This window comes from Myxococcales bacterium (assembly GCA_016717005.1).
Lineage (GTDB): Bacteria > Myxococcota_A > Polyangia > Haliangiales > Haliangiaceae > UBA2376.
In genome coordinates, this window is sequence record JADJUF010000014.1 from 56929 (window position 1) to 77237 (window position 20309).

Sequence of the window (20309 nt, forward strand, 5' to 3'; positions counted from 1 at the left end):
CTAGCTTACTCGCTCGGCAGCGCGATCACGTCGGTGGTGGCGTCGGCGCGCGCGGCCTCGGCCGCGGTCACGACGCCGATCGCGCGGTCGCGCAGGGCCGGATCGGCCGCCATCCGCACCGCCAGCGGCGCCACGACCACCTCCTCGATCAGCCGGCGCAGCGGCCGGGCGCCGAGCGTCGGATCGACGCCGCGCGCCGCGAGCAGCGCCCGGGCCGCCGGCGACGACCACAGGCTCAGGCCGCGGCTGACCACGCCCGGGCGCTTGCGGACCTTGGCCAGCTCGAGCTCGACGATGCGCTCGATCGCGGCGGCGCCCAGGCGCCGGAACGACACGATGTGGTCGAGGCGCGCCGAGAACTCGGGCCGGAAGTGGGCCCGGATCGCGTGGCCGTAGTCGGGCACGTCGTCGCCGCCGAACCCGACCGCGCCCCGGGCGCCGACGCCCAGGTTCGAGGTCATCACGATGACGCACATGCGCAGGTCGAGCAGCCGGCCGAGCGAGTCGGTCAGCCGGCCCTCGCCGATCACCGCCAGCAGGAGGTCGAACACCTCGGGGTGGGCCTTCTCGAGCTCGTCGAGCAGCACCACCGACAGCGGCTGCCGGCGCACCGCCTCGGCCAGCGAGCCGGCGCCGCCGCCGACCTCGAGCAGCCGCGCGGCCGAGCCCGGCGTCATGTACTCCGACAGATCGACCCGCACCAGGCGATCGTCGGCCCCGAACAGGTAGCGCGCGATCTGCTTGGCCAGCTCGGTCTTGCCGACCCCGGTCGGCCCCGCGAACAGGAGCGAGGCGACCGGCCGCTCGGGATCGTCGAGCCCGACCTTGAACCGCGCCAGCGCCCGCGCGACCACCTCGCACGCGTGGTCCTGGCCGATCACGCCGGCGGTCAGCGCCGCGGTGATCTCGGCGCGGCCGGTCGGGTGCTCGTCGGTGATCAGCTCGACCGGCAGCCCCGACCAGCGCCCGAACGCCGCCGCGACGTCGCGCGGCATCGCCAGGCTCGGCGGCGGCACCGCGTCGGCGTTCCACCAGTCGAGGAACGCCAGCGCCTTGCCCGGGAACCGCAGATCGCGCCGGAACGCGGCGCTCAGCGACAGCAGCCGGCGCAGCCCGGCCGGGTGCAGCTCGCACGCCGGGTTCTTGCGCCGCTGGTACGCGAGCACCAGCGGCCCGACCTGGGCCGGCCCGGGCTCGTCGACGCGCACGACCGTCAGCGCGTCGACCAGCGCCGGGTAGCGGCGCCGGCACTGGGCCAGCTCCGACGGCGACGCCTCGACCACGACCCGCAGCTCGCCGGCGACCAGCGCCGGCAGCCACAGCTCGCCGATCGTGGCGCCGTCGGCCTGGGCCGCGCACAGCTCGACCAGGCGATCGGCGTAGAGCCAGTCGCGGGTCCCGGCCAGCTCGCGGGCGACCGCGAGGCACCGCTCCTGCCACATGCCCAGGTAGGTCATGCCCGCGGTGATGTGGCTGGCCGAGGTCGCCCACAGCCGCCGGCGCTCGTCGCCAGCGCCGCGCTCGCCGAGGTGGCGCGCCAGCCGCCGGACCAGCGCGGTCTTGCCGACGCCGGGCTCGCCGACCAGCACGATCGAGCGCGCGGGCTCGGCGTCGACCATCGCCTGGAGCGCCAGCGCCTGCGGCAGCTCGCCGACCGGCGCCGCCAGGTGCTTGCGCGCCAGCTTGCCGGTCCAGTCCTCGGCCACCGCGGCCACGGTCGGCGGCGGCGGCTCGACCTCGGCGCGCGCGTCGTCATCGTCGGCGTCGAACCGCGCCAGCGCCCACGGCTCGATCCACTCGCGCACGCCGGCGCGCACGTCGAGCGCGTCGGCCGCGCTCGAGCCGAGCGTCGCCGCCGACACCGCGGCGCGGATCACCTCGGCGGCGTCGTCGAGCGACTCGAGCGCCAGCGACCAGCCGAACCGCGGCACCAGCGCGCGCCAGACCTCGCCCTCGGCGAACGCGCCGTAGGCGACGCGGATCGGCACGGTGCGGGAGCCGAGCACCCAGACCGTCGCCGCGGGCGCGCGGGGGCGCATCTCGATCGCCACCCGGCGCAGCTCGACGTCCTCGGTGAAGCGGTAGCGGGCGAGGTCGCCGTCGGCCGCGGCCGCGATCACCGCCGGCTCGAGCGCGGCCAGCACGTCGGCGACCGTGTCGCCCCACGCCGTCGGCGCCGGCCGATCGAACAGGCGCTCGCGCCGCCGCATCAGCACGCCCACGAGCTTGCCGCCGTCGTGCTCGGTCAGGAACACCCGGAACGTCGGCCGGGTCATCGGTGGCTCCAGCGCACGTGCCACAGCGCGCGCACGACCTCGGCCAGGCTCGGCGCGGTGACGCGCGTGGCCAGGCCCAGCACGAAGTCCTCGACGTCGGCCACGAACGCCTCGCCCGGCCGCGCGCCGGCGGCGTAGGTCAGGGTCCGGACCGCCGGCAAGAGCGCCTCCGGGTTCGGCGGCCCGGCGACGCCGGCGGCCTGGGCCTCCTCGAACGCCGCCAGCGCGGCCGCGTGCGCGCGCAGCAGCGGCACCAGCTCGTGCGCGCCCGGCCGCACCTCGACCCGGTAGACCTCGGGCTCGTCGGTGAGCGACTGGAAGAAGTGGGTGCCGTGCTCGGGCGTGAACGCCGCGCGCGCGAACACCTCGCGGACGACGAACGCGCGCTGGACGTGACCGATCGCCGGCGCCCGGTAGTCGTCGATGCGCCCGTCCTTGCCGCGGACCATCGCCTGATCGGCGACCGCGCGCAGCGCCTCGAGCAGGCCCCAGCCCAGCGGCCGCGCGCCGCTGCCGACCACGCCCACCGGCGTCACCAGGAGCGTCACGACGTGGGCGTCGGGATCAGCCAGGTCGCCGGCGTGCCGCAAGAGCAGCTCGGCCCGGGCCAGCGCCGCCACCAGCGCCGGCTGGCTCGCCTGGGCCCGGGGCGCGCGGTCACCGCTGCGCGGATCGTAGCGGCGCGGCTCGCGCTTGCCCGACGCGCCGTGCTCACGCTCGCGCAGCTCGGACCGCGGCCACGCCTCGAGATCGTGCTCGTCGTACTCGGCCCGCCGCGCCCGCGGCCGCCGGCCGACCAGGGTCGTGCGCAGCTCCTCGAGCTCGTCGGCGTAGCGCTCGACGAAGTAGCGGCCGCGGTCGGCGTCGGGGTGATCGCGCAGCGCCGCCAGCGCCCGCCCGACCGGATCGCCGGCGAGCGCGCGATCGATGCGATCGGCCATGGCCTCCGCGTCCGGCGCGAGCGCGGCCGCCGACAGGTCGCGGGCCGCGACCAGCGCGAACGTGCCCGGCCACGGCGCCGCCTCGGGCACCAGCTCGAGCTCGACCGCGATCGCGCCGGCGTGCTCGCGCAGCCGGGCCACGGTCATGCGCGCCGGCGGCGCGGTGGCGAGCGCGTCGACCAGCGCGCCGGCGACGTGGTCCTCGAGCCAGCGCTTGACCGTGCGCGCGCCGAACCGGGCGTCGAACGCCTGCGCCACCGCGCGCGCGCGCACCGCGCGCCCGGCGTAGACGAACACGTCGCGCTCGCGCAGGCCGCGCCGGCCCAGGAGCTTGGCCAGCTCCTTGTCGACGACGCGGGCGGCGACCTCCTCGGTCAGCGGCCGGAACCGGACGACGCGATCGATCCGGTTCCACAGCTCGGGCGGGAAGAACTCGCGCACGGCCTTGGCGATCTGCCCGAGCACGAGGTCGGCGCCGTCGCCGAAGCCGATCGGCGCCTGGACCCGCGCGCCCAGGTTCGAGGTCATGACCACGACCGCGTGGTGGAAGCTGGCGACCTCGCCGGCGGCGTCGGTCAGGCGGCCCTCGTCGAACAGCTGCAGCAAGAGCCCGAGCACCGCCGGGTGGGCCTTCTCGATCTCGTCGAGCAGCACCACCGCGAACGGCTGCTCGCGGATGCGCGTCGTCAGCAGGCCGTCGGGGTTGAACCGATCGCCGATCAGCCGCGCCACCGCGTCGGGGCCGGCCAGCTCGCTCATGTCGAACCGCAGGAGCCGGCGGCGATCGCCGTACAGGTACTCGGCCAGCGCGGTCGCCAGCTCGGTCTTGCCGGTGCCGGTGGGGCCGGTGAACAGGTAGACGCCGAGCGGGCGACCGGGATCAGCGAGCCCGGCGCGGACCTTGACGACGACGTCGGTGGCGACCGCGACCGCCTCGTCCTGCCCGACCACCCGGGCCGCGAAGTGCGCGGTCACCTCGGCCGGATCCAGCGGCGCGTCGAGGGTGATCAGGTGCTCGGGCAGGCCGGTCTCGCGCGCGGCCAGCGCGACCGCGGCCTCGGGCGTGAGCGGGCGCCGGCCGCCGTCGGGCGCCGCGCCGGCGCTCACCACCAGCTTGCGCAAGAGCTCGATCGGCCCGCCGGGGCTGGCGGTCCACGGGAACAGGCTGGTGGCCAGCTCGGTGATCGTGCGCGGCGTGAACGGGTGGACCTCGATCGGGTGCTCGGCCTCGAGCCGCCGGACCTCGGCCAGCATCAAGGTCGCGGTCTCGGCCGCGCCGGTCGGCTCGATCGCGACCCGCGCGAACAGGTTCGCGAACGACGGCGCCTCGTCCTCGAGCCGCGCCAGCTGGGCCCGGGTCGCGGTCGCGACGATCGTCAGCTCGCCGCGCTGGACCGGCCCGCGGAAGAAGTCGGCGAACGAGCGCTCGGACTGCCGGGTCATGCCGAGCCGCCCGAACAGGTGCAGATCGTCGAACCACAGGAGGCCGCGGTGGGCCCGGGCGTCGGTGACCAGATCGAGCAGGCGATCCTCCCAGTCGCCGAAGTACTGCATGCCGGCGATCAGGCGCTTGCCCGACAGGCGCCACACGCGGTGGATCCGGTCGCTGTTGCGGTGCAGGAGCCAGCCGTCCTGCTCGAGCCGATCGGCCACCCACCGCGCCACCACCGTCGCGCGTCCGGATCCCGGACGACCGACGACGACGGTCGAGCGCGGCCGGGCGCCGCCGAGCAGGCGCGCCAGCTGCGCGCGGTAGGTCGGGCGCGGCACGCCCAGCGGCAAGGTGCCGTCGATCGCGCGCGCGGTCTGATCGACGCCGAGCTGGCCGAGCTTCTGGTGGACCACGCGCGCCAGCCCGGCGCGCTGGCGCCCGACCTCGGCGGCCCGGGCGCGATCGAGCAGCGTCCGCGGCGTCAGATCGAACGACACCGTCAACAGGCGCTCCTTGGCGGCGCTCTTGCGCCCCTCGAGGTCGGCCGCCGACGCGTCGTGCCAGGCGTGGCGCGCGAAGTGCGGCGCCAGCCGCTCGACCTCGGCGACGTCGTCGGCGTCGAACCACACCGACGGATCGCTCGGGTGGTAGGCCAGCAGCCGCTGGCTGGTGTCGGTGAACCAGCGCGGCTCGAGCACCAGCGGGAACCGACCGCCGACCCGGCCGTGGCCGCGCAGGTTCAGATCGAGCGAGACGTGGTGCAGCCGGGTCCCGGGCGCGGTCTCGAGCAGCTCCTGGTCCTCGGGCTCGCGGGTCCGCACCAGCTCGGCCAGCGCCTTGGCCAGGCCCTCGCGCAGCCGCACCTCGCTCTTGCCGGTCAGCGCCGGCTGCGGGCCGACCGGCACCACCGGCGTCCACACCAGCCCGGCGCTGGTGCGCCGCTCGTAGACCGTGATCGCGTAGCTGCGCTTCACGCGTCACCGCCGTCGTCGTCGCCCGCGTCGTCGTCGTCGACCAGCTCGACCGGGTAGAGCTCGTCGGCGGTGCGCCCGGCCGCCAGCTCGGCCGCGATCACCGTCAGCGCCACCTCCTCGAGCCGCGCCCACTGCTCGACCCACGGCAGCGCCAGCTTGGTGCCGCGCACGATCACGCTCGCGTCGTCGGGGTGCTCGCGCTCGACCGGCCCGCGCGGGGTCGCCGCGGGCGGCGCCAGCGTCGCCAGCTTGAGCCACTCGGCGTCGGTGAACTCGGTCGCCAGCGCCAGCCGGCGCACCACCAGGTGGCACGGCGACTCCTTGGCGATCCCGAAGTACCGGTGGGCGCCGGCCTCGAGCCCGAGCAGGCACGCCGCGCCCGGCCCGCGCACGCGCACCAGCGCGTTGCGCAGCCCGCCGTCGGGGCCGGTCTGCCCGGCCAGCCAGGCCCGGGTCCGCGGCGGCCCCCACACCCGCGCGATCGGCCAGTTCGGCGCCGGGTCGCGGGCCACGGTCGAGTGCGCGGTGATCGTCCAGCCCCGGCGCTCGGCCTCGGCCAGGAGCGCGGTCACCCAGTGGCCCAGCGCGCGCGGGTGATCGGTCGCCGACAGGCCCAGCGTGATCTCGTCGCGCTGCTCGCGCCGCGCCACCGCCAGCCAGAACATCGCGCGCGCGAACGTGCGCTCGAGCGGCGCCACCATCGCCACCGCGGGCTCGACGTCGTCGCCGGCCAGCGCCGCCGCGATCGCCAGCTCCTCGGCCGCCGCCAGATCGTCGCGCGCGCGCCCGGCGTCGTCCCAGGCGCGCTCGAGCCGCGCCAGCTCGATCGCCATCTGCTGCACCTGCGCGCTCGACAGCACCGCCTTGCCGCGGCGCTTGCCGCCGGGCTGGGCCTCACCGCGCGCGAGCTGGGCCTTGAGCCAGTCGAGCTGGGCCTTGACCTCGGTCGCGAGGTCGCGCCGCATCCAGCCGTCGGCCGCGCGCCGCGCCGCCGCCACCGCCAGCGCGCCGCGGGCGTTGCGCCGACCGCCGGCGCCGCCGCGGCGCCACGCCGACACCGTGACGCCGGCCTCGGGCGGGGTCGTGCCCAGGTGGGCCCCGGCCGGCAGCTCGACGCCGATCGGCTCGTCGACGGTGCGCACCGCCAGGAGCGCGCCGTGGGCGTCGCGCCCGAGCCGCGCCACCAGCCGGGCCGCCGGCGCGATCACCGCCTGATCGAGGTGCCGCCGCAGCGCGCGCACGCCGTAGGCCGGCGCGTACCCGCCCTCGGCCAGGGCCGCGGTCGCGGCGTCGCTGACGTCGAGCGTGAGCTGCGCCTGCACCAGGCCGCGCCGCTCGGCCAGCTGCGCCAGCGCCAGCCGGGTCACCGCCGCGATCTGCGCGGCGTCGAGGCGATGGAACGGGATGATCGCGTCGAGGCGGTTGAGCATCTCGGGCCGGAACGCCTCGGTCACCGCGGCCCGGTAGCGCGCCAGCTCGCGGTCGCGCTCGTCGACGACGCCGCCCAGCGCCAGGCCCATCGCGCCGCCGCGGCCGTGGGCGCCGAGGTTCGAGGTCAGGATCACGATCGCGTTGTGGAAGAACGCGGTGCGCCCGCGGGCGTCGGTCAGGCGGCCCTCGCCGGCGACCTGCAGCAGCAGGTCGTGCACGGCCGGGTGGGCCTTCTCGATCTCGTCGAGCAGCACGACCGCGAACGGCTGCTGCCGGATGCGCGCGGTCAGCAGGCCCTCGCCGGCGTCGCTGCCGCGGATCAGCCGCTCGGCGGCCCACGGATCGGCGTACTCGCTCATGTCGAACCGCACCAGCCGACCCTCGGAGCCGAACAGCAGGTGGGCCAGGCTCTTGGCCAGCTCGGTCTTGCCGACGCCGGTCGGGCCGACGAACAGGAACGTCGCCAGCGGCTTGTCGGCCGGCTGCAGCTGGGCCTTGACCGTGCACAGGGTCTCGGCGACGCGCGCGACCGCGCGCTCCTGGCCGATCATGCGGCGGCCGAGCTGCGCGATCACGTCGGCGACCAGCAGCGCGCGATCGTCGCGCAGCAGGAACGCCGGCACCCCGGTCGCCGACGCGAAGCCGTCGTAGACCGCGTCGGCGCCGAGCTCGCGCGGCGCGCCGTCGGGGCCGACCTCGCCGTCGGCGGCGGCGCGCAGCTCGTCGAGCAGCGCCACCGCCTTGCCGGGGAACCAGCGGTACGGCAGGTAGCGCCGCGCCAGCTCGACCGCGATCGCCAGCGCCGCCGTCGCCACCTGGGGCCGCCGCGGCTCGGCCCGGCGCCAGTGCGCGGCGCGGGCGGTCACCACCGCCAGGGTCGCGGCCGCGTCCATCGGCGCCACGGCGACCCGGGTCATCGCGCCGACCAGCGCGATCTCGCGGCGCTCGGCGCGCTCGAGGGCGGTCGGCGTGATCTCCGCGACCACGCGCACGCGCCCTCGACCACGAACCGCCGCACGATCGCCGTCAGCGCCAGGCCGCCGTCCTCGACCCGCTCGCGGAACAGGCTGCCGAAGTCCTCGAAGTACAGCACCGCGTCGAGGCGCTCGGCCGCGCCGAAGAGGTTGGTCACGCGCTGCTCGGCCTCGCCGAAGCCCGACGCGCCGGCCACGAGCTGCGCCACCGAGGTCGCCCACGCCGGCCGCTGCGGCTGATCCCGGGCCCAGGTCTCGATGATCGCGGTCTTGCCGACGCCCTCGTCGCCGCACACCAGCACCGCCAGCCGCTCGCGCCCGCCCAGGAGCGCGGTCAACGACGCCAGCTCGCGATCGCGGCCGACCACCGCGGCGCCGCCGCCGCGCACCCGCTCGCCGAGCGGCGTCGCGCTGGCGTCGAGCAGCGCCCGGGCCCGGCGCCGCTCCTCGGCCGCGACCCGATCGGCGCCGACGATCTCGGCCGGCGCGAACCGGACCAGCACGTCGAGCTCGACCAGCTGGGCGTCGAGCGGCGGCAGCAACCGCCGCCAGGCCGCGCCGTCGAGGCCGCTGGCCGCGCACAGCCGCGCGATCTCGCGCGCGGCCACCTCGGCCACGTCCTCCTTGCGGTCGACGAAGAACCCGGCGGCGAGCGCCGGCACCAGCGCCAGGCGATCGCGGCCCTCGGGCCCGTACGGCACCAGCACGCACACCACCTCGACCGGGCGCGGGCCGCGCGCGCGCGTGGACGCGCCCGGCGCCAGCGGCACCACCACCGACCGCACCTCGAGGCCGTCCGGCACGAACAGGCGCGCCACCGCCGCCACCGGCGCGGTCGCCAGGTGCTCGGCCAGGAACACCCGCAGCTCGTCGAGGGGCGCGTCGTCGTCGCCGAACGCGCACAGCTCGGGCGACACCACCGGCGCGACCGTGTGCGCGCCCGACGGCAGGGCCCGCTCGAGCGCCCAGGCCGTGACCTTGCTCGTGCGATCAGCCACGCGCGACCTGGCGTGCAGCGGTCATGGGCGATCGATGCTACCAGCTCGCGCGCCGCGGTTCGGACGCCGGGCCGATCGACTACACTGGCGCCGATGCGAACGATCGCGGTGATGGCCCTCACGGCGGCGCTCGCGGCCGGCTGCGGCTCGCGCTGCGCCGAGGTCAAGGCGGCGCGCGCGACCCTGGCCGCGCGGCCGGTGGCGACCGCGCCCGGCCCCGACGTCCGGGTGACGGTGCCGCTGGCGCGCGCCAACGCGCTCGTGGCCGAGCTGCTCGCGCGCACGCCGCTGGTGGTGCCGCTGGACCTGCCCGACCTCGGGCCGATCGCGCTCGAGGTGCCGGGCGGGCTCCGCGCGCGCGCCCGCGCCGTCGAGCTGCGCCCGGGCCCGCTCGGGCGGGTCCGGATCGCGTTCGAGCTGGAGATCGTCGACGACGCCGCGCCGCTCGCGACGCTGGCGCTCGTGGCCGAGGTCGCGCCCGAGGTGGTGCGCGCCGACGGCGCCGTCACGCTCGAGCTCGGCGTCCGCCCGGCCGATCTGCTGGCCCTGACGCCGACCCTGGGCCCCGACGCCACCGCCGCGCTCGGCGCCGCGATCGTGCGCTGGCTGCCGCCGTCGGTGCGCGGCCGGGCGCCGCGGCTGCTCGTCGACGCCGCCGCCGGCAAGCTGGCCACGTACCTGACCGGCGCCGCGTACCAGGCGCTGCGCGCGACGCTGCTGGTCCGGCTGGGCGAGGCCACGCGCCTGCGGCTGCGCCTGCCCGACGTGCCGATCGCCGACGTGCAGCTGCGCTCGATCGACGCGCCGGCGGCGCTGGTGGTCGAGCTGCACACCGGCCTGCCGATCCGGCGCGGCCTGGCGCCGATCGGCGCGCCGACCGTCGCCGCCGACGTCGACGTCGACGTCGCGATCGCCGCGAGCGCGGTCGCCGAGCTCGCCAACTGGGCGATCGCGTCGGGGCCGGCGCCGCGCTGGTACGATCGCAGCCTGACGCCGACGCCGACCGGGGACTTCCGGCCGCGGTTCGACTACGTCGCCGACGACGCCGCCCACCCGTGGAAGGTGCACGTGCTCCAGGAGCGCGGCGGCTGCTCGTACTTCCGGGTCGGCGTGCGGGTCGCGATCGCCCTCGAGGGCGACCAGCTGCGCGCGACCGCGCTCGATCGCGAGCTCGAGCGCGCGATCGCGTCGCCGGTGATCCAGGTCGCGGCCTGGGCCAAGTACGTCGTCGTCGGCTCGCTCGATCGCAGCCGCCGGCGCGCGGCCCAGGTCGAGCTCGCGGTCGCCGGCGAGCCGCTCACGACCCGCGCGACCCGGGTCGAGCTCGTCGACGACGAGCTGCGGGTCGGCGTCGCCCTCGCGCTCGCGCCGCCGAGCACCGCGCCGCCGAGCACCACGCCGCCGAGCGCCGCGCCGCCGACCACCGCCGCCGCGCCGTCACGCTGCTACCCGTACCTGGCGCGCGGCGACGGCCCGTGCCGGACCGCGTGCGCGACCCGCGACGACTGCGCCGGCAGCCGCGGCCCCGCCGACCTGGCCGAGCACGGCTGGCCGCTCGACTGCATCCAGCGCGCGTGCGTGCCGCTGCCGCCCGATCACGTCCGCTGATCGCGCCGGCGACCGCCGCGCCGCTCAGGCGCGCGCCGACGCGAACGCCGCGCGCAGCACCGGCTCGGCCAGCTTGAGCGCGGTGACGCGCTCGATCGCCGACGCCGCGGCGAGGATCGGCCCGGCGATCGCCGCGAGCGTGCGCCCGGCCTTGCGGTTGTCGACGCAGGCCTGCCCGAGCGCGCGCACGAGGCCGCCGGGATCGCTGCTCGGCAGCTCGAGCGGCCCGGGCCGCAGCCGCGGCACGTCGCCCCAGCGCGCCGCCGCGTACATCACCGCCGCCTGCTCGGACCAGAGCGTCGTCAGCTCCTGCATGCCCAGCTCGCGACCGGCGATCGCCGCGCCGACGCCGGCCAGCTCGAGCCACGCCAGGGTCATGCCGGCCAGCTTGCCGCGCATCACCGCGCGCGGCGCGTACTGGCGCGGGCCCCACAGCTCGTTGAAGCGCAGCGACGGGATCAGCGTCAGCGCCGCGGCCCGGGTCGCCGGCGGCAGCGGCCGGGGCGCCGCCATGCCGAGCGCCGCCAGCAACCCGCGCACGCTCGCCGCCGCGTCCCCGTCGGCGCCGAGCGCCGCCACCAGCCGGGCCTCCCAGTCGTCGCCGGGCGCGGCCGCGATCGCGAACACCTGATCGGCGAGCGCGCGCTCGCCCGCGAGGATCGCCGCGCCGTCGACGTCGGCCGGCAGCGTGACCCCGACGATCGCCGGATCGACGATCGTCGCTAGCTCGGCCAGGATGTCGGCGTGGGCCACCGGCGCGGCGCCGCCGACGCGGAGCGGGCAGATCACGCTGTTGTAGTCGACGACGGTGATCGCCCCGAGCGTGAACACCCGGTTGAACGGGAACAACCGACACGACGCCGGCTTGGCCGCGCGCCCGTCCTCGACCTCGATCCGGCACAGGCCGTCACCCTCGAGGAACCAGCACCGATCGCGCGGGTTCCACAGCGTCGTCGCGTCGCCGCGCCGGCGCAGGAACGGCACGATCTCCGGCCGCCGCGCCGCCAGCGCGGTCAGCTGACCGCCGGCCACGTCGAGGCCGATGCCCAGGCCCTTGCAGCACGCGCCGCACCCGGCGCACGCGTACGACAGCCCCCGATCAGGCCAGGTGAAGTAGACGCCGCCCGGATCGATCACGCCGCTGACATATCACGGACGCCCGCGCCGTCAGCGCGCGCGTGGCCGCGGCCGGCCTACGCCGTCGGCGGTGCGCCGTAGGCGCCGCGGACCCAGGCCAGGAACTCGGGCTCGGGCAGCTCGCCGGCCTTGCGGCAGATCTCGCCGACGTGGGTCGGGAAGTCCTTCTCGGCCATCCACCGCAGGTAGCTCTTCTCGATCTGCGACAGCGGCGTGCCGCTGTGCTTGCCGAACGCCATGACCACCCGCTCGCCCTGCCACTGCAGGTGCCGCGACGGGCCGACCCAGCTGGGCCGGGCCGGATCGCACACGCCGGCGACGCCGCGCCAGTCGTGCTCGTCGAGGCCGAACGTGCGCAGCATGCCGGTCAGGACCCGGCCGGTGGCGGCGACGTCGGCGACGGCCGAGTGCGCGGCCTCGAACCCGGTGCCGACGAAGCGCAGGTGCGCGTGCGACAGGCTGCGCGGCTCGCACTGCTGCCACAGCCGGAACGGATCGACCACGGTCTTGCTGCTCCAGTCAGGCAGCGGCCGGCCGACCCGCTCGAACTCGGCCGAGATCATGTCGATGTCGAAGATGAGGTTGTAGCCGACCACGACCTCGGCCGCGGCGAACACCGCGGCGATGTCGTCGATCACGTCGACGAACCGGGGGCACGCGGCGAGCTCGTCCATCGAGATGCCGTGGACCGCCTGCGCGCCGGGCGAGATCGCCACGTCGGGCTTGATCCGCCAGGTGCGGTGGATCGCGCCCTCGGCCAGGCCGAACTGCACGCACAGCTCGATGACCTGATCGCGCCGGCGGTCGGTGCCGGTGGTCTCGACGTCGAACACGATCACGCCGCGCTCGGGGCGCACCTCGGCGGCCGTCACCGGCGCGACCGCCACCGCGGGCGCCGGCACCACCAGCGGCGCGATCGCGGGCGCCGGCGCCACCAGCGCGAGCGCCGGCGGCAGGACCGCGGGCGCGACCGGCGCTGCGATCTCGGCCGCGGGCACCAGCGCGAGCGCCGCCGGCGCCACGACCGCGGGCGCGACCGGCGCCGCGGCCACCGCCGGCGCGGACGACGCGACGGCCCGCTCCACGTCCGGCGGCATCACCGCCGCGATCGCCGCCGCCGCCCGCTCGACCCCTGCCGGCGCGGCCGCGCGCTTGCGGCCGCTGGACCGAGCCGGAGTGGTCTTCTTGGCCGCGCGGCCCGAGGTCGGCGTCGGTGCCGGCGGCTCGACCCGCACGGGCTCAGCCTGAGGGACCGGCGTGGCCCAGGCGGCGCCGAACAGGGGCAAGGTCTCGCTGCGCATCGACAGGCGACACCCTACCTGCCACCTCTGACAGCGATTGCGCGGACTTGCGGTCGAATTCCGAAAATGCCCAACAGTTTCGATCGTGTGGATCAACCGCGCGGCGCCTGCGAATTGCCACCGGCGGCCGGTCCGGCGATAGTCCGCGCCCATGCGCCTGGCCGCCCTCGCCCTCGCCTCCGCCGCCCTCGCCCTCGGCGCGTGCAAGGTCCGCGAGCTCCCGCCCATCGAGCAGAGCTACGGCGACACCTTCGATCGCGCGGGCATCGGCGCCGACTACAACCAGACCGGCACCGGCTACCGCATCACCGACGGCGCCCTCAACGCCCGCGGCGCGCACAACCGGCCGCTGTGGCTGGCGCGCAAGCTCCCCGCCGGCAACGTCCAGATCGACTTCGACGCGTGGTCGACCTCGCCGGACGGCGACATCAAGGTCGAGGTGTTCGGCGACGGCCGCTCGTTCGACCCCGACGGCAACCGCTACCTCGCCACCAGCTACGTGATCGTCTTCGGCGCGTGGAAGAACTCGCGCTCGATCATCGCCCGCATGGACGAGCACGGGAAGGACATCGTCGCGCGCACCGACAAGAAGGTCGTGCCCGGGCAGCGCTACCACTGGCGCCTGGTCCGCACCGGCACCGTGATCGAGTGGTTCCTCGACGATCTCGCGACGCCGTTCCTGCGCATGGACGATCCCCAGCCGCTGACCGGCCCCGGCCACGAGTACTTCGGGTTCGGCAACTGGGAGACCGACACGTACTTCGACAACCTGATCATCAAGCGCCGGTGACCGCCACCCGCGCCGGGTGAGCCGGGCCCGCGCCGCCGACCACCGCGATCACCCCGCGATCGCCTCGCCGCGCACGCCAGCGCGCCCCGCGAAGCCGGTTCTGCGCCCGCGACGCCGACGCCTCAGATCCGCTATCCTCACCGCTCACTGGCGATGGAGCAGTTCGGTAAATACGCGCTCGTGTCGAAGATCGGCACCGGAGGGATGGCCGAGGTCTATCTCGCGCGCACCACCGTCGCCCAGGGCCTCGCCAAGATCCTGGTGATCAAGAAGATCCACCCGGCCTACGCCAAGAGCCGGCAGTTCGTCGCGATGTTCGTCGACGAGGCCAAGATCGCGCTCGGGCTCAACCACCCCAACATCGTCCAGGTCTTCGACTTCGGCGCCGTCGGCGACACCTACTTCCTCGCGATGGAGAACGTCGAGGGGATGGATCTGCTGCGGCTGCTGCAAGACTGCGCCAAGGATCGGCGACGGATCCCGTACGGGCTCGCGGCCTACATCGTCCAGCAGCTCGGCAAGGGCCTCGACTACGCCCACAAGAAGACCGACGAGTTCGGCGAGGCGCTGGCGATCGTCCACCGCGACATCTCGCCGCAGAACGTGCTGGTGTCGTGGGACGGCGGCGTCAAGATCGTCGACTTCGGCATCGCCCGCGCGCGCCACGTCACCGAGGACGAGGGCGTCATCAAGGGCAAGTTCGCGTACATGTCGCCCGAGCAGGCCCGGGGCGAGCCGGTCGACTGTCGCTCGGACGTGTGGAGCGCCGGCATCGTCCTGCACGAGCTGATCACCGGCCGCCCGCTGTTCGGCGGCCGCGGCAAGGAGGCGCTCGAGCACATCAAGTCCGGCGCGATCACGCCGCTGCGCGACGTCGCGCCCGACGTGCCGGCCGCGCTCGAGCGCATCGTCGGCCGCGCGCTGGCCTACCACCGGGACGATCGCTACCCGAGCGCGCGCGATCTGGTCGCCGAGCTGGGCCGGTTCCAGCTCGAGTGGGGCCACGCCTCGGGCGAGCTGGTCGACTCGACCGCGCTCGCGACGTTCCTGGCCACGGTCATCCCGGCCGAGCGCCGGGCCCCGCGCATGCGCCCGATCGGCGGCAAGGCCAGCGGCACCGGCACGCCGGCCAGCCCCACCACCGGCTCGCTCGGCTCGCTCGGCTCGCTCGGCCACGTCGGCGACGGCGGCCCCAGCGACCGCCGCGCGGCCAGCACCCGCGAGCTGCGCGAGCGCAAGTACGTCTACGTGGTCGAGGGCGTGATCCGCGGCGTCGCGGCGCTCGAGCGGCGGCTGGGCGCGGCCGGCGCCACCAAGGTCGTCGACGAGTTCCGCCGCGTCGCCCGCGACATCGCGTTCAAGCACGACGCGCTCGAGGATCGCGGCGAGCGCGATCTCGACTCGCTCCGGCTGGTGGTCGGGCTGCCGCTGGCCAGCGAGGACGACGCCGGCCGCACGATCCGCCTGGCGCTGGCGCTGGTCGACGCGCTCGACGGCATCGGCTCCGACGTCGAGCCCGAGCTGCGGCTGGCGATCGGCATCCAGCGCGGCGCCGCCACGGTGATCCGCCGCGGCGCGTCGCAGAGCTTCGAGGTCGAGGCCACCACCGCCGGCTTCGCGTCGCACCTGGCGCGGTTCGCCGGCCCGGCCGAGATCCTGGTCGGCGGCCGGGTCTTCCGCAGCGCGCGCAGCGAGTGGAACTTCGAGGCGCTGGCCGCGATCGACATCCCGGCCAACACCGACGTCGGCGCGCACAAGGTCGACGAGGACACCGAGCCCGGCATCAAGCGCGCGCGGGTCTACCGGCTGCGCGGCGCCAAGGAGCGGGCCGCGCGCCTGCGCGATCGCATCCGGCCCGACGCGCTCTACGGCCGCGAGCTCGAGCAGAAGCGCCTGCGCGACGCCTACCGCGACGCGCTCGTCAGCCGCCGCAAGCGCCACCTCGTGATCGCCGGCGACCACGGCGTCGGCAAGCGCTCGCTCGTCGCCGGGTTCCTGGCCACGATCGCGCCGGGCGAGGCCTACCTCCTGCGCACGACCACCCGGGTCGGCACCGCGATGACGCCGTACGGCGTGCTGGCCGATCTGGCGCGCGAGGTCCTGGGCCTCGCCGACGGCGCCGAGCCGCACGAGGTGCTGCGCCGGCTGGCCCTGGCCATGCCGCTGGTGTTCCCGGGCGAGCACGACGGCCGCGAGGCCCGGGCGGCGCTGGCCGCGGTGGCGGTGCTGCTGGGCGTGCGCACGCCCGACGCCAGCGACGGCGATCCCGACGAGCGCCGCCAGCGCTTGCTGGGGCTGGTGGCCCGGGTCGAGCACCGGCTCGAGCCGGACCGGCCGCTGATCATCGTCGGCGAGGACGTCCACTGGTGCGATCAGGAGAGCCTCGAGATCTTCGCGGCGCTGCTCAAGGTGCCGACCGCGCGCGCGGTGCTCGGCATCGTCACGACCCGGCCCGACAAGCGCATCCTCGACGCCGCCACCAGCGCGGGCGCCGACGTGATCCACGTCGACGAGCTCGACCTCGAGGCCCGGCGGCGCCTGCTCGCGAGCCGGTTCGCGCCCGACGACGACGTCGACGAGCTGGCCGAGCAGATCCTGGCCCGCTCGGGCGGCAACCCGTTCTTCATCCTCGAGCAGCTCGACGCGCTGGCCGAGCGCGAGATCATCACGCCCGCCGTCGATCACCCGGGCCGGTACCGCTGGACCAAGCGCGACGCCGCCCTCCAGGTGCCGACGTCGGTCGAGGACCTGCTGATCACGCGCATCGACCGCCTGCCCGAGCGCGAGAAGCAGACCCTGCTGATCGCGGCGGTGCACGGGCGCTTCGTGGCGCCGCCGGCCCTGGCCGCGCTGCTCGGGCGCCAGGTCACCGGCGAGCTCGACGAGCTGGTCCGGCGCGGGCTGCTCCTCCCGCACGAGGGCGAGTACCGGTTCAAGAACGACACGATCATGACCGTCGCCTACGGCCTCGTGCCGAGCGAGGACAAGACCCGCGTGCACCGGCGCATCGCCGACCGGATCGCGACCGGGCCCAGCTACCGGCCCGGCGCCGACGACGCCCACGTCGCGCGCCACCTCGAGCTGGCCGGGGACGCCATCCCCTCGGCCGAGCGCTACCTGCGCGCCGCGACCCACGCGATCGACGTCGGCGGCAACGCCGACGCGTTCCGCCAGCTCACCCGCGCGCTCAAGCTCCTGCCGCCCGGTGATCACGCGCGCCGGTTCCAGGCCCGGCGCCAGCGCGAGGAGATCCTCCGGCGCCTCGCCCGCCGGCCGCAGCAGCTGCGCGAGCTCTCGGCGATGCGCAAGGAGGCCGAGGCCATCGGCGATCCCCAGAAGCAGGCGCTGGCCCACGCGCTCCTGGCCCAGTTCTACATCGACGTCGGCAAGGCCCCGGCCGCCCAGCGCGCGGTGGCGCCGGCGCTGCAGTTCGCGCGCGACGCCGGCGACAAGCTGGCCGAGGCCGACGCGCTGCGCCTGCGCTCGGCGATCGCGCGCCTGGTCGGCAACAACGACGACTCGCTCAAGCTGTGCGAGCAGGCGCTGGCGCTGGCCAGCGAGACCGGCGACGGCACCACGGCGCTGCTGGCGCGCGCGCTGATCCTCAACGACCAGGGCACGACCCTGTGGAACATGGGCCGGCTCGAGCAGGCGATCGAGGCCTACGCCGAGGCGCTGGTCATCTACCGCGCGCTCAAGCTGCCGCGCCAGGAGGCGCGCGCGCTCAACAACATGGGCATCGTGTTCTCGTCGCTGGGCGAGTACGAGGAGGCCCTGGCCCACTACAAGTCGAGCCTGAAGATCGATCAGCAGCTCGGCGATCGCTCGGGGGTCGCGCTCAAGCTCGGCAACATCGGCCAGGCCTACGGCGACCTCGGCGATCTCGATCGCGCCGAGAGCTACCTGGCCAAGGCCTGGAAGCTGGGCGAGCAGACCGGCGATCCGTCGAGCATGGCCGACGCCGCGATCTCCTGGGGCCAGGCCAAGCTCAACCAGGGCGACGTCGCCGGCGCGCTCGAGCTGCTCGAGCGCGGCAAGGACCTCGCGAGCGAGAACCGCGAGCGCTTCCAGGAGATCCGCGGCCTCGAGTACATCGCGCTGGCCCAGCTCGAGGCCGGCCAGGCGCCGGCCGGCGCGCTCGAGCTGGCGCGGTCGGCGACCGAGCTCGCGCGCAAGATGCCGATGATGGTCGGCGTCATCCACGGCCTGGCGATCTCGGGCCTCGCCCAGCTGCGGCTCGGCGATCACGCCGCGGCGATCGCGGCCACGTCCGAGGCGGTGGCGCTGCTCGATCGGCAGGCCCGGCCCGAGGGCGCCGAGCACATCTGGTACTGGCACGCGCTGACCCTCGCCGGCGGCGGCCAGCGCGCCCAGGCCCAGGCCGCGCTCGCGCGCGCGGCCACCGAGATCACCGCCAAGGCCGCGCGCCTGCGCGACCCCGCGCTCAAGGCCGCCTACCTCGCGTCGAAGACCGCGCGCGCGGTCGCCGCCGCCCGCGGCCTGGATTGATCGCCCCCGGGGGACGCGCGCCGCGTCACTCGGCGCGGTAGGGCAGCTCGATCCAGTCGAGCGCGGTCGGCACGTCGCCGTCGCCGGACAGCTCGACCTGGTACTGCGCGAACTGCCGCGGCGTGACCGCCGGCACCGTGTCGGCGTCGACCTCGGTCCACGGCTCGGCGTCGCACGCGGCCGCGGTGGCGCAGGTGCGCAGCCACACGACCGCGCCGCCGCGCGCGGCCTGGCGCAGCTGCCAGCGCATCGGGCCGTACGACACGACCGCGCCCAGGTCGCGCACGCCCGAGGTGAACCGCGCCACCTTCGGGAACGGCGCGACGCCGCCGTCGGCGTAGCTCACCGTCAGGTTCAAGCTGTCGAGCGTGCCGATCTCGCCGTCGGCGACCGTGTCGCGGACCGTCAGGCGCCACTCGCCGGCGACGCCGTGGCTGAGGCCGAGGTCGACGTGGTCCGACGCGTCGCCCGCGCCGGTCAGATCGCCCGGCGACGCGAACGACAGCACGTCATCGTTGGGGCTCAAGAGCTCGACCCCGACCGAGGTCAGCACCGGGTGGGTCACCTCCCACGAGCTCTGCAGATCGAACGGCTGCGCGCCGTCGGGGTAGCCCAGCCACGCGCTGCAGCTCACGGCGCCGTCGTCGGGGACGTCCTCCCACCAGCAGCCCTCGTTGGACCAGCGCACGCCGCGGCCGATCACCGGGCGGGTGCGCTCGACCGGGAAGCCCTGGCCGACCAGCTCGGGCCCGCTGGCGACGGTCACCGACAGCGACGCGGGCTCGGGGCCGCCCCACTGCTGCTCGATCACCAGATCGTGCCAGCCCGCCTCGAGCGCCAGCGGCGGCGTGTCGTTGACGGCGCCGTCGTAGCCGAGGTCGTCGATCTGCTCGGCGCCGTCGATCCAGACCCGGTGGCCGGCGAAGCTGTCGACGTGCAGCACGTAGGTGCCGGTCACGTCGATCCGGACCTGGCCGGCGTAGCGCAGGCTCCACGAGCCGTCGCCGACCGCGAGATCGTCGTCGAAGGTGGTCGCCGCGAGCGGGCTGGTGCGCAGGCCGGTCGCGGTCGGGGACAGCGCGTGCGGGTCGTCGAAGCCGTCGAGGGCGACGCCGGACAGGTCGTCGACCCGGGCCCGCAGCCGCTCGGGATCGATCCACCCGGGGCTGTCGCCGGGATCGGGGCCGCCGGCCTCGAGGTACAGGTACATCAGGCCCGCCACGTCGGCGACCGCGCCGCGGATCGGGTACCAGCCGTCAACGGGGATGTCGCGCTGGCCGTGGCCGGTGTCGGTGTCGTCGGTGGCGATCAGCGGCGCGAAGTCGCCGTCGCTGGCCAGCTCGACGAAGCCGACGTCGCTGGCGTCGAGGGCGAACTGCCACGACCCGGCCTCGAGGTAGATCTCGCCCTCGAACGCGACGGTGACGTCGTCGCCGTCGGTCAGGGCGACGCCCAGCGGGCGGTCGTAGCCGACGTCGAACCCGACGTAGCGCAGGAAGCCGCGGCCGGCCGGCACCGCGTCGGCGACGGCGGCCCAGCTGGCCGCGCCCGGGGTGGTGAAGCGCGCGCCGTTGATCCCGGTCATGCGCAGGCCGCCGGTCAGGTACGGCGTCGGCGCGATCGCGCCCGGCTCCTCGATGACCGTGTCGTCGAAGCTGGCCCCGGGCCGCGCGAAGTCGGCCGCCAGATCGTCGCGCCACACCAGCCCGCTGGTCGGCCGCGTGCACACGTCGGTCACCGGATCGCAGGTCTGCCCCTCGGGGCACCGGTGGTCGGCCGAGCACGGCAGCCCGACCGGGAAGTCGGGCGTGTAGCAGCCGGCGGCGGCCAGCACCGCCAGCCCGGCCAACGTCCCCGCGCGCATCATGCCAGGCACGACCACCACGCTACCACGCGCCGCCGGCGCCCCGCGACCGACTTCGCTCCCGCGGCCGGCAG

The 20309-nt window shown here is 75.9% G+C and carries 10 protein-coding genes; 3 read left to right on the forward strand and 7 right to left on the reverse strand.

The annotated features are described in order from the left end of the window. Positions 1-5: 5 nt before the first annotated feature. The 4 genes from IPL61_14300 to IPL61_14315 are packed head-to-tail and all read right to left on the reverse strand — an operon-like array spanning position 6 to position 9026. The gene (locus IPL61_14300; protein ID MBK9032457.1) at positions 6-2276 is read right to left on the reverse strand and encodes an AAA family ATPase; all 2271 of its coding nucleotides are present in this window, start codon (positions 2274-2276) and stop codon (positions 6-8) included. Continuing rightward, a complete protein-coding gene (locus tag IPL61_14305) occupies positions 2273-5623 on the reverse strand; it encodes an AAA family ATPase (GenBank protein MBK9032458.1) in 3351 nt (1116 codons plus the stop codon). The genes IPL61_14300 and IPL61_14305 overlap by 4 nt, the downstream gene beginning before the upstream one ends. Beyond that, complete coding sequence (locus tag IPL61_14310; protein MBK9032459.1) at positions 5620-8046, reverse strand: ATP-dependent Clp protease ATP-binding subunit; 2427 nt, start codon at positions 8044-8046, stop codon at positions 5620-5622. Before IPL61_14310 ends, IPL61_14305 begins: the two co-directional genes overlap by 4 nt. Further along, entirely contained in the window at positions 7968-9026 is a 1059-nt protein-coding gene (locus tag IPL61_14315; GenBank protein ID MBK9032460.1) for an AAA family ATPase, read from the reverse strand. Before IPL61_14315 ends, IPL61_14310 begins: the two co-directional genes overlap by 79 nt. 93 nt (positions 9027-9119) lie before the next feature. Between IPL61_14315 and IPL61_14320 the strand changes: the two genes are divergently transcribed. Continuing rightward, a complete protein-coding gene (locus IPL61_14320; GenBank protein ID MBK9032461.1) occupies positions 9120-10634 on the forward strand; it encodes a hypothetical protein in 1515 nt (504 codons plus the stop codon). A gap of 24 nt (positions 10635-10658) precedes the next feature. On the opposite strand, the gene IPL61_14325 is transcribed toward IPL61_14320, so the two are convergent. Continuing rightward, on the reverse strand, positions 10659-11771 hold the full coding sequence (locus IPL61_14325) for a YkgJ family cysteine cluster protein (GenBank protein ID MBK9032462.1): 1113 nt from the start codon (positions 11769-11771) through the stop codon (positions 10659-10661). Positions 11772-11827: 56 nt separating this feature from the next. Continuing rightward, positions 11828-13072, reverse strand: a complete 1245-nt coding sequence (locus IPL61_14330) for a DUF3820 family protein (GenBank protein MBK9032463.1) — start codon at positions 13070-13072, stop codon at positions 11828-11830. 151 nt (positions 13073-13223) lie between these two features. Here IPL61_14330 and IPL61_14335 point away from each other — a divergent pair, with 151 nt between their 5' ends. Both IPL61_14335 and IPL61_14340 read left to right on the forward strand, forming a co-directional pair. Further along, complete coding sequence (locus IPL61_14335; protein ID MBK9032464.1) at positions 13224-13862, forward strand: hypothetical protein; 639 nt, start codon at positions 13224-13226, stop codon at positions 13860-13862. Positions 13863-14015: 153 nt separating this feature from the next. Continuing rightward, positions 14016-18371: a tetratricopeptide repeat protein gene (locus IPL61_14340; GenBank protein MBK9032465.1), complete on the forward strand. Its 4356-nt coding sequence runs from the start codon at positions 14016-14018 to the stop codon at positions 18369-18371. Positions 18372-18396: 25 nt separating this feature from the next. Here the strand turns inward: IPL61_14340 and IPL61_14345 are convergent, their stop codons facing one another. Next, entirely contained in the window at positions 18397-20247 is a 1851-nt protein-coding gene (locus tag IPL61_14345; GenBank protein MBK9032466.1) for a hypothetical protein, read from the reverse strand. Between the last annotated feature and the right edge of the window lie 62 nt (positions 20248-20309).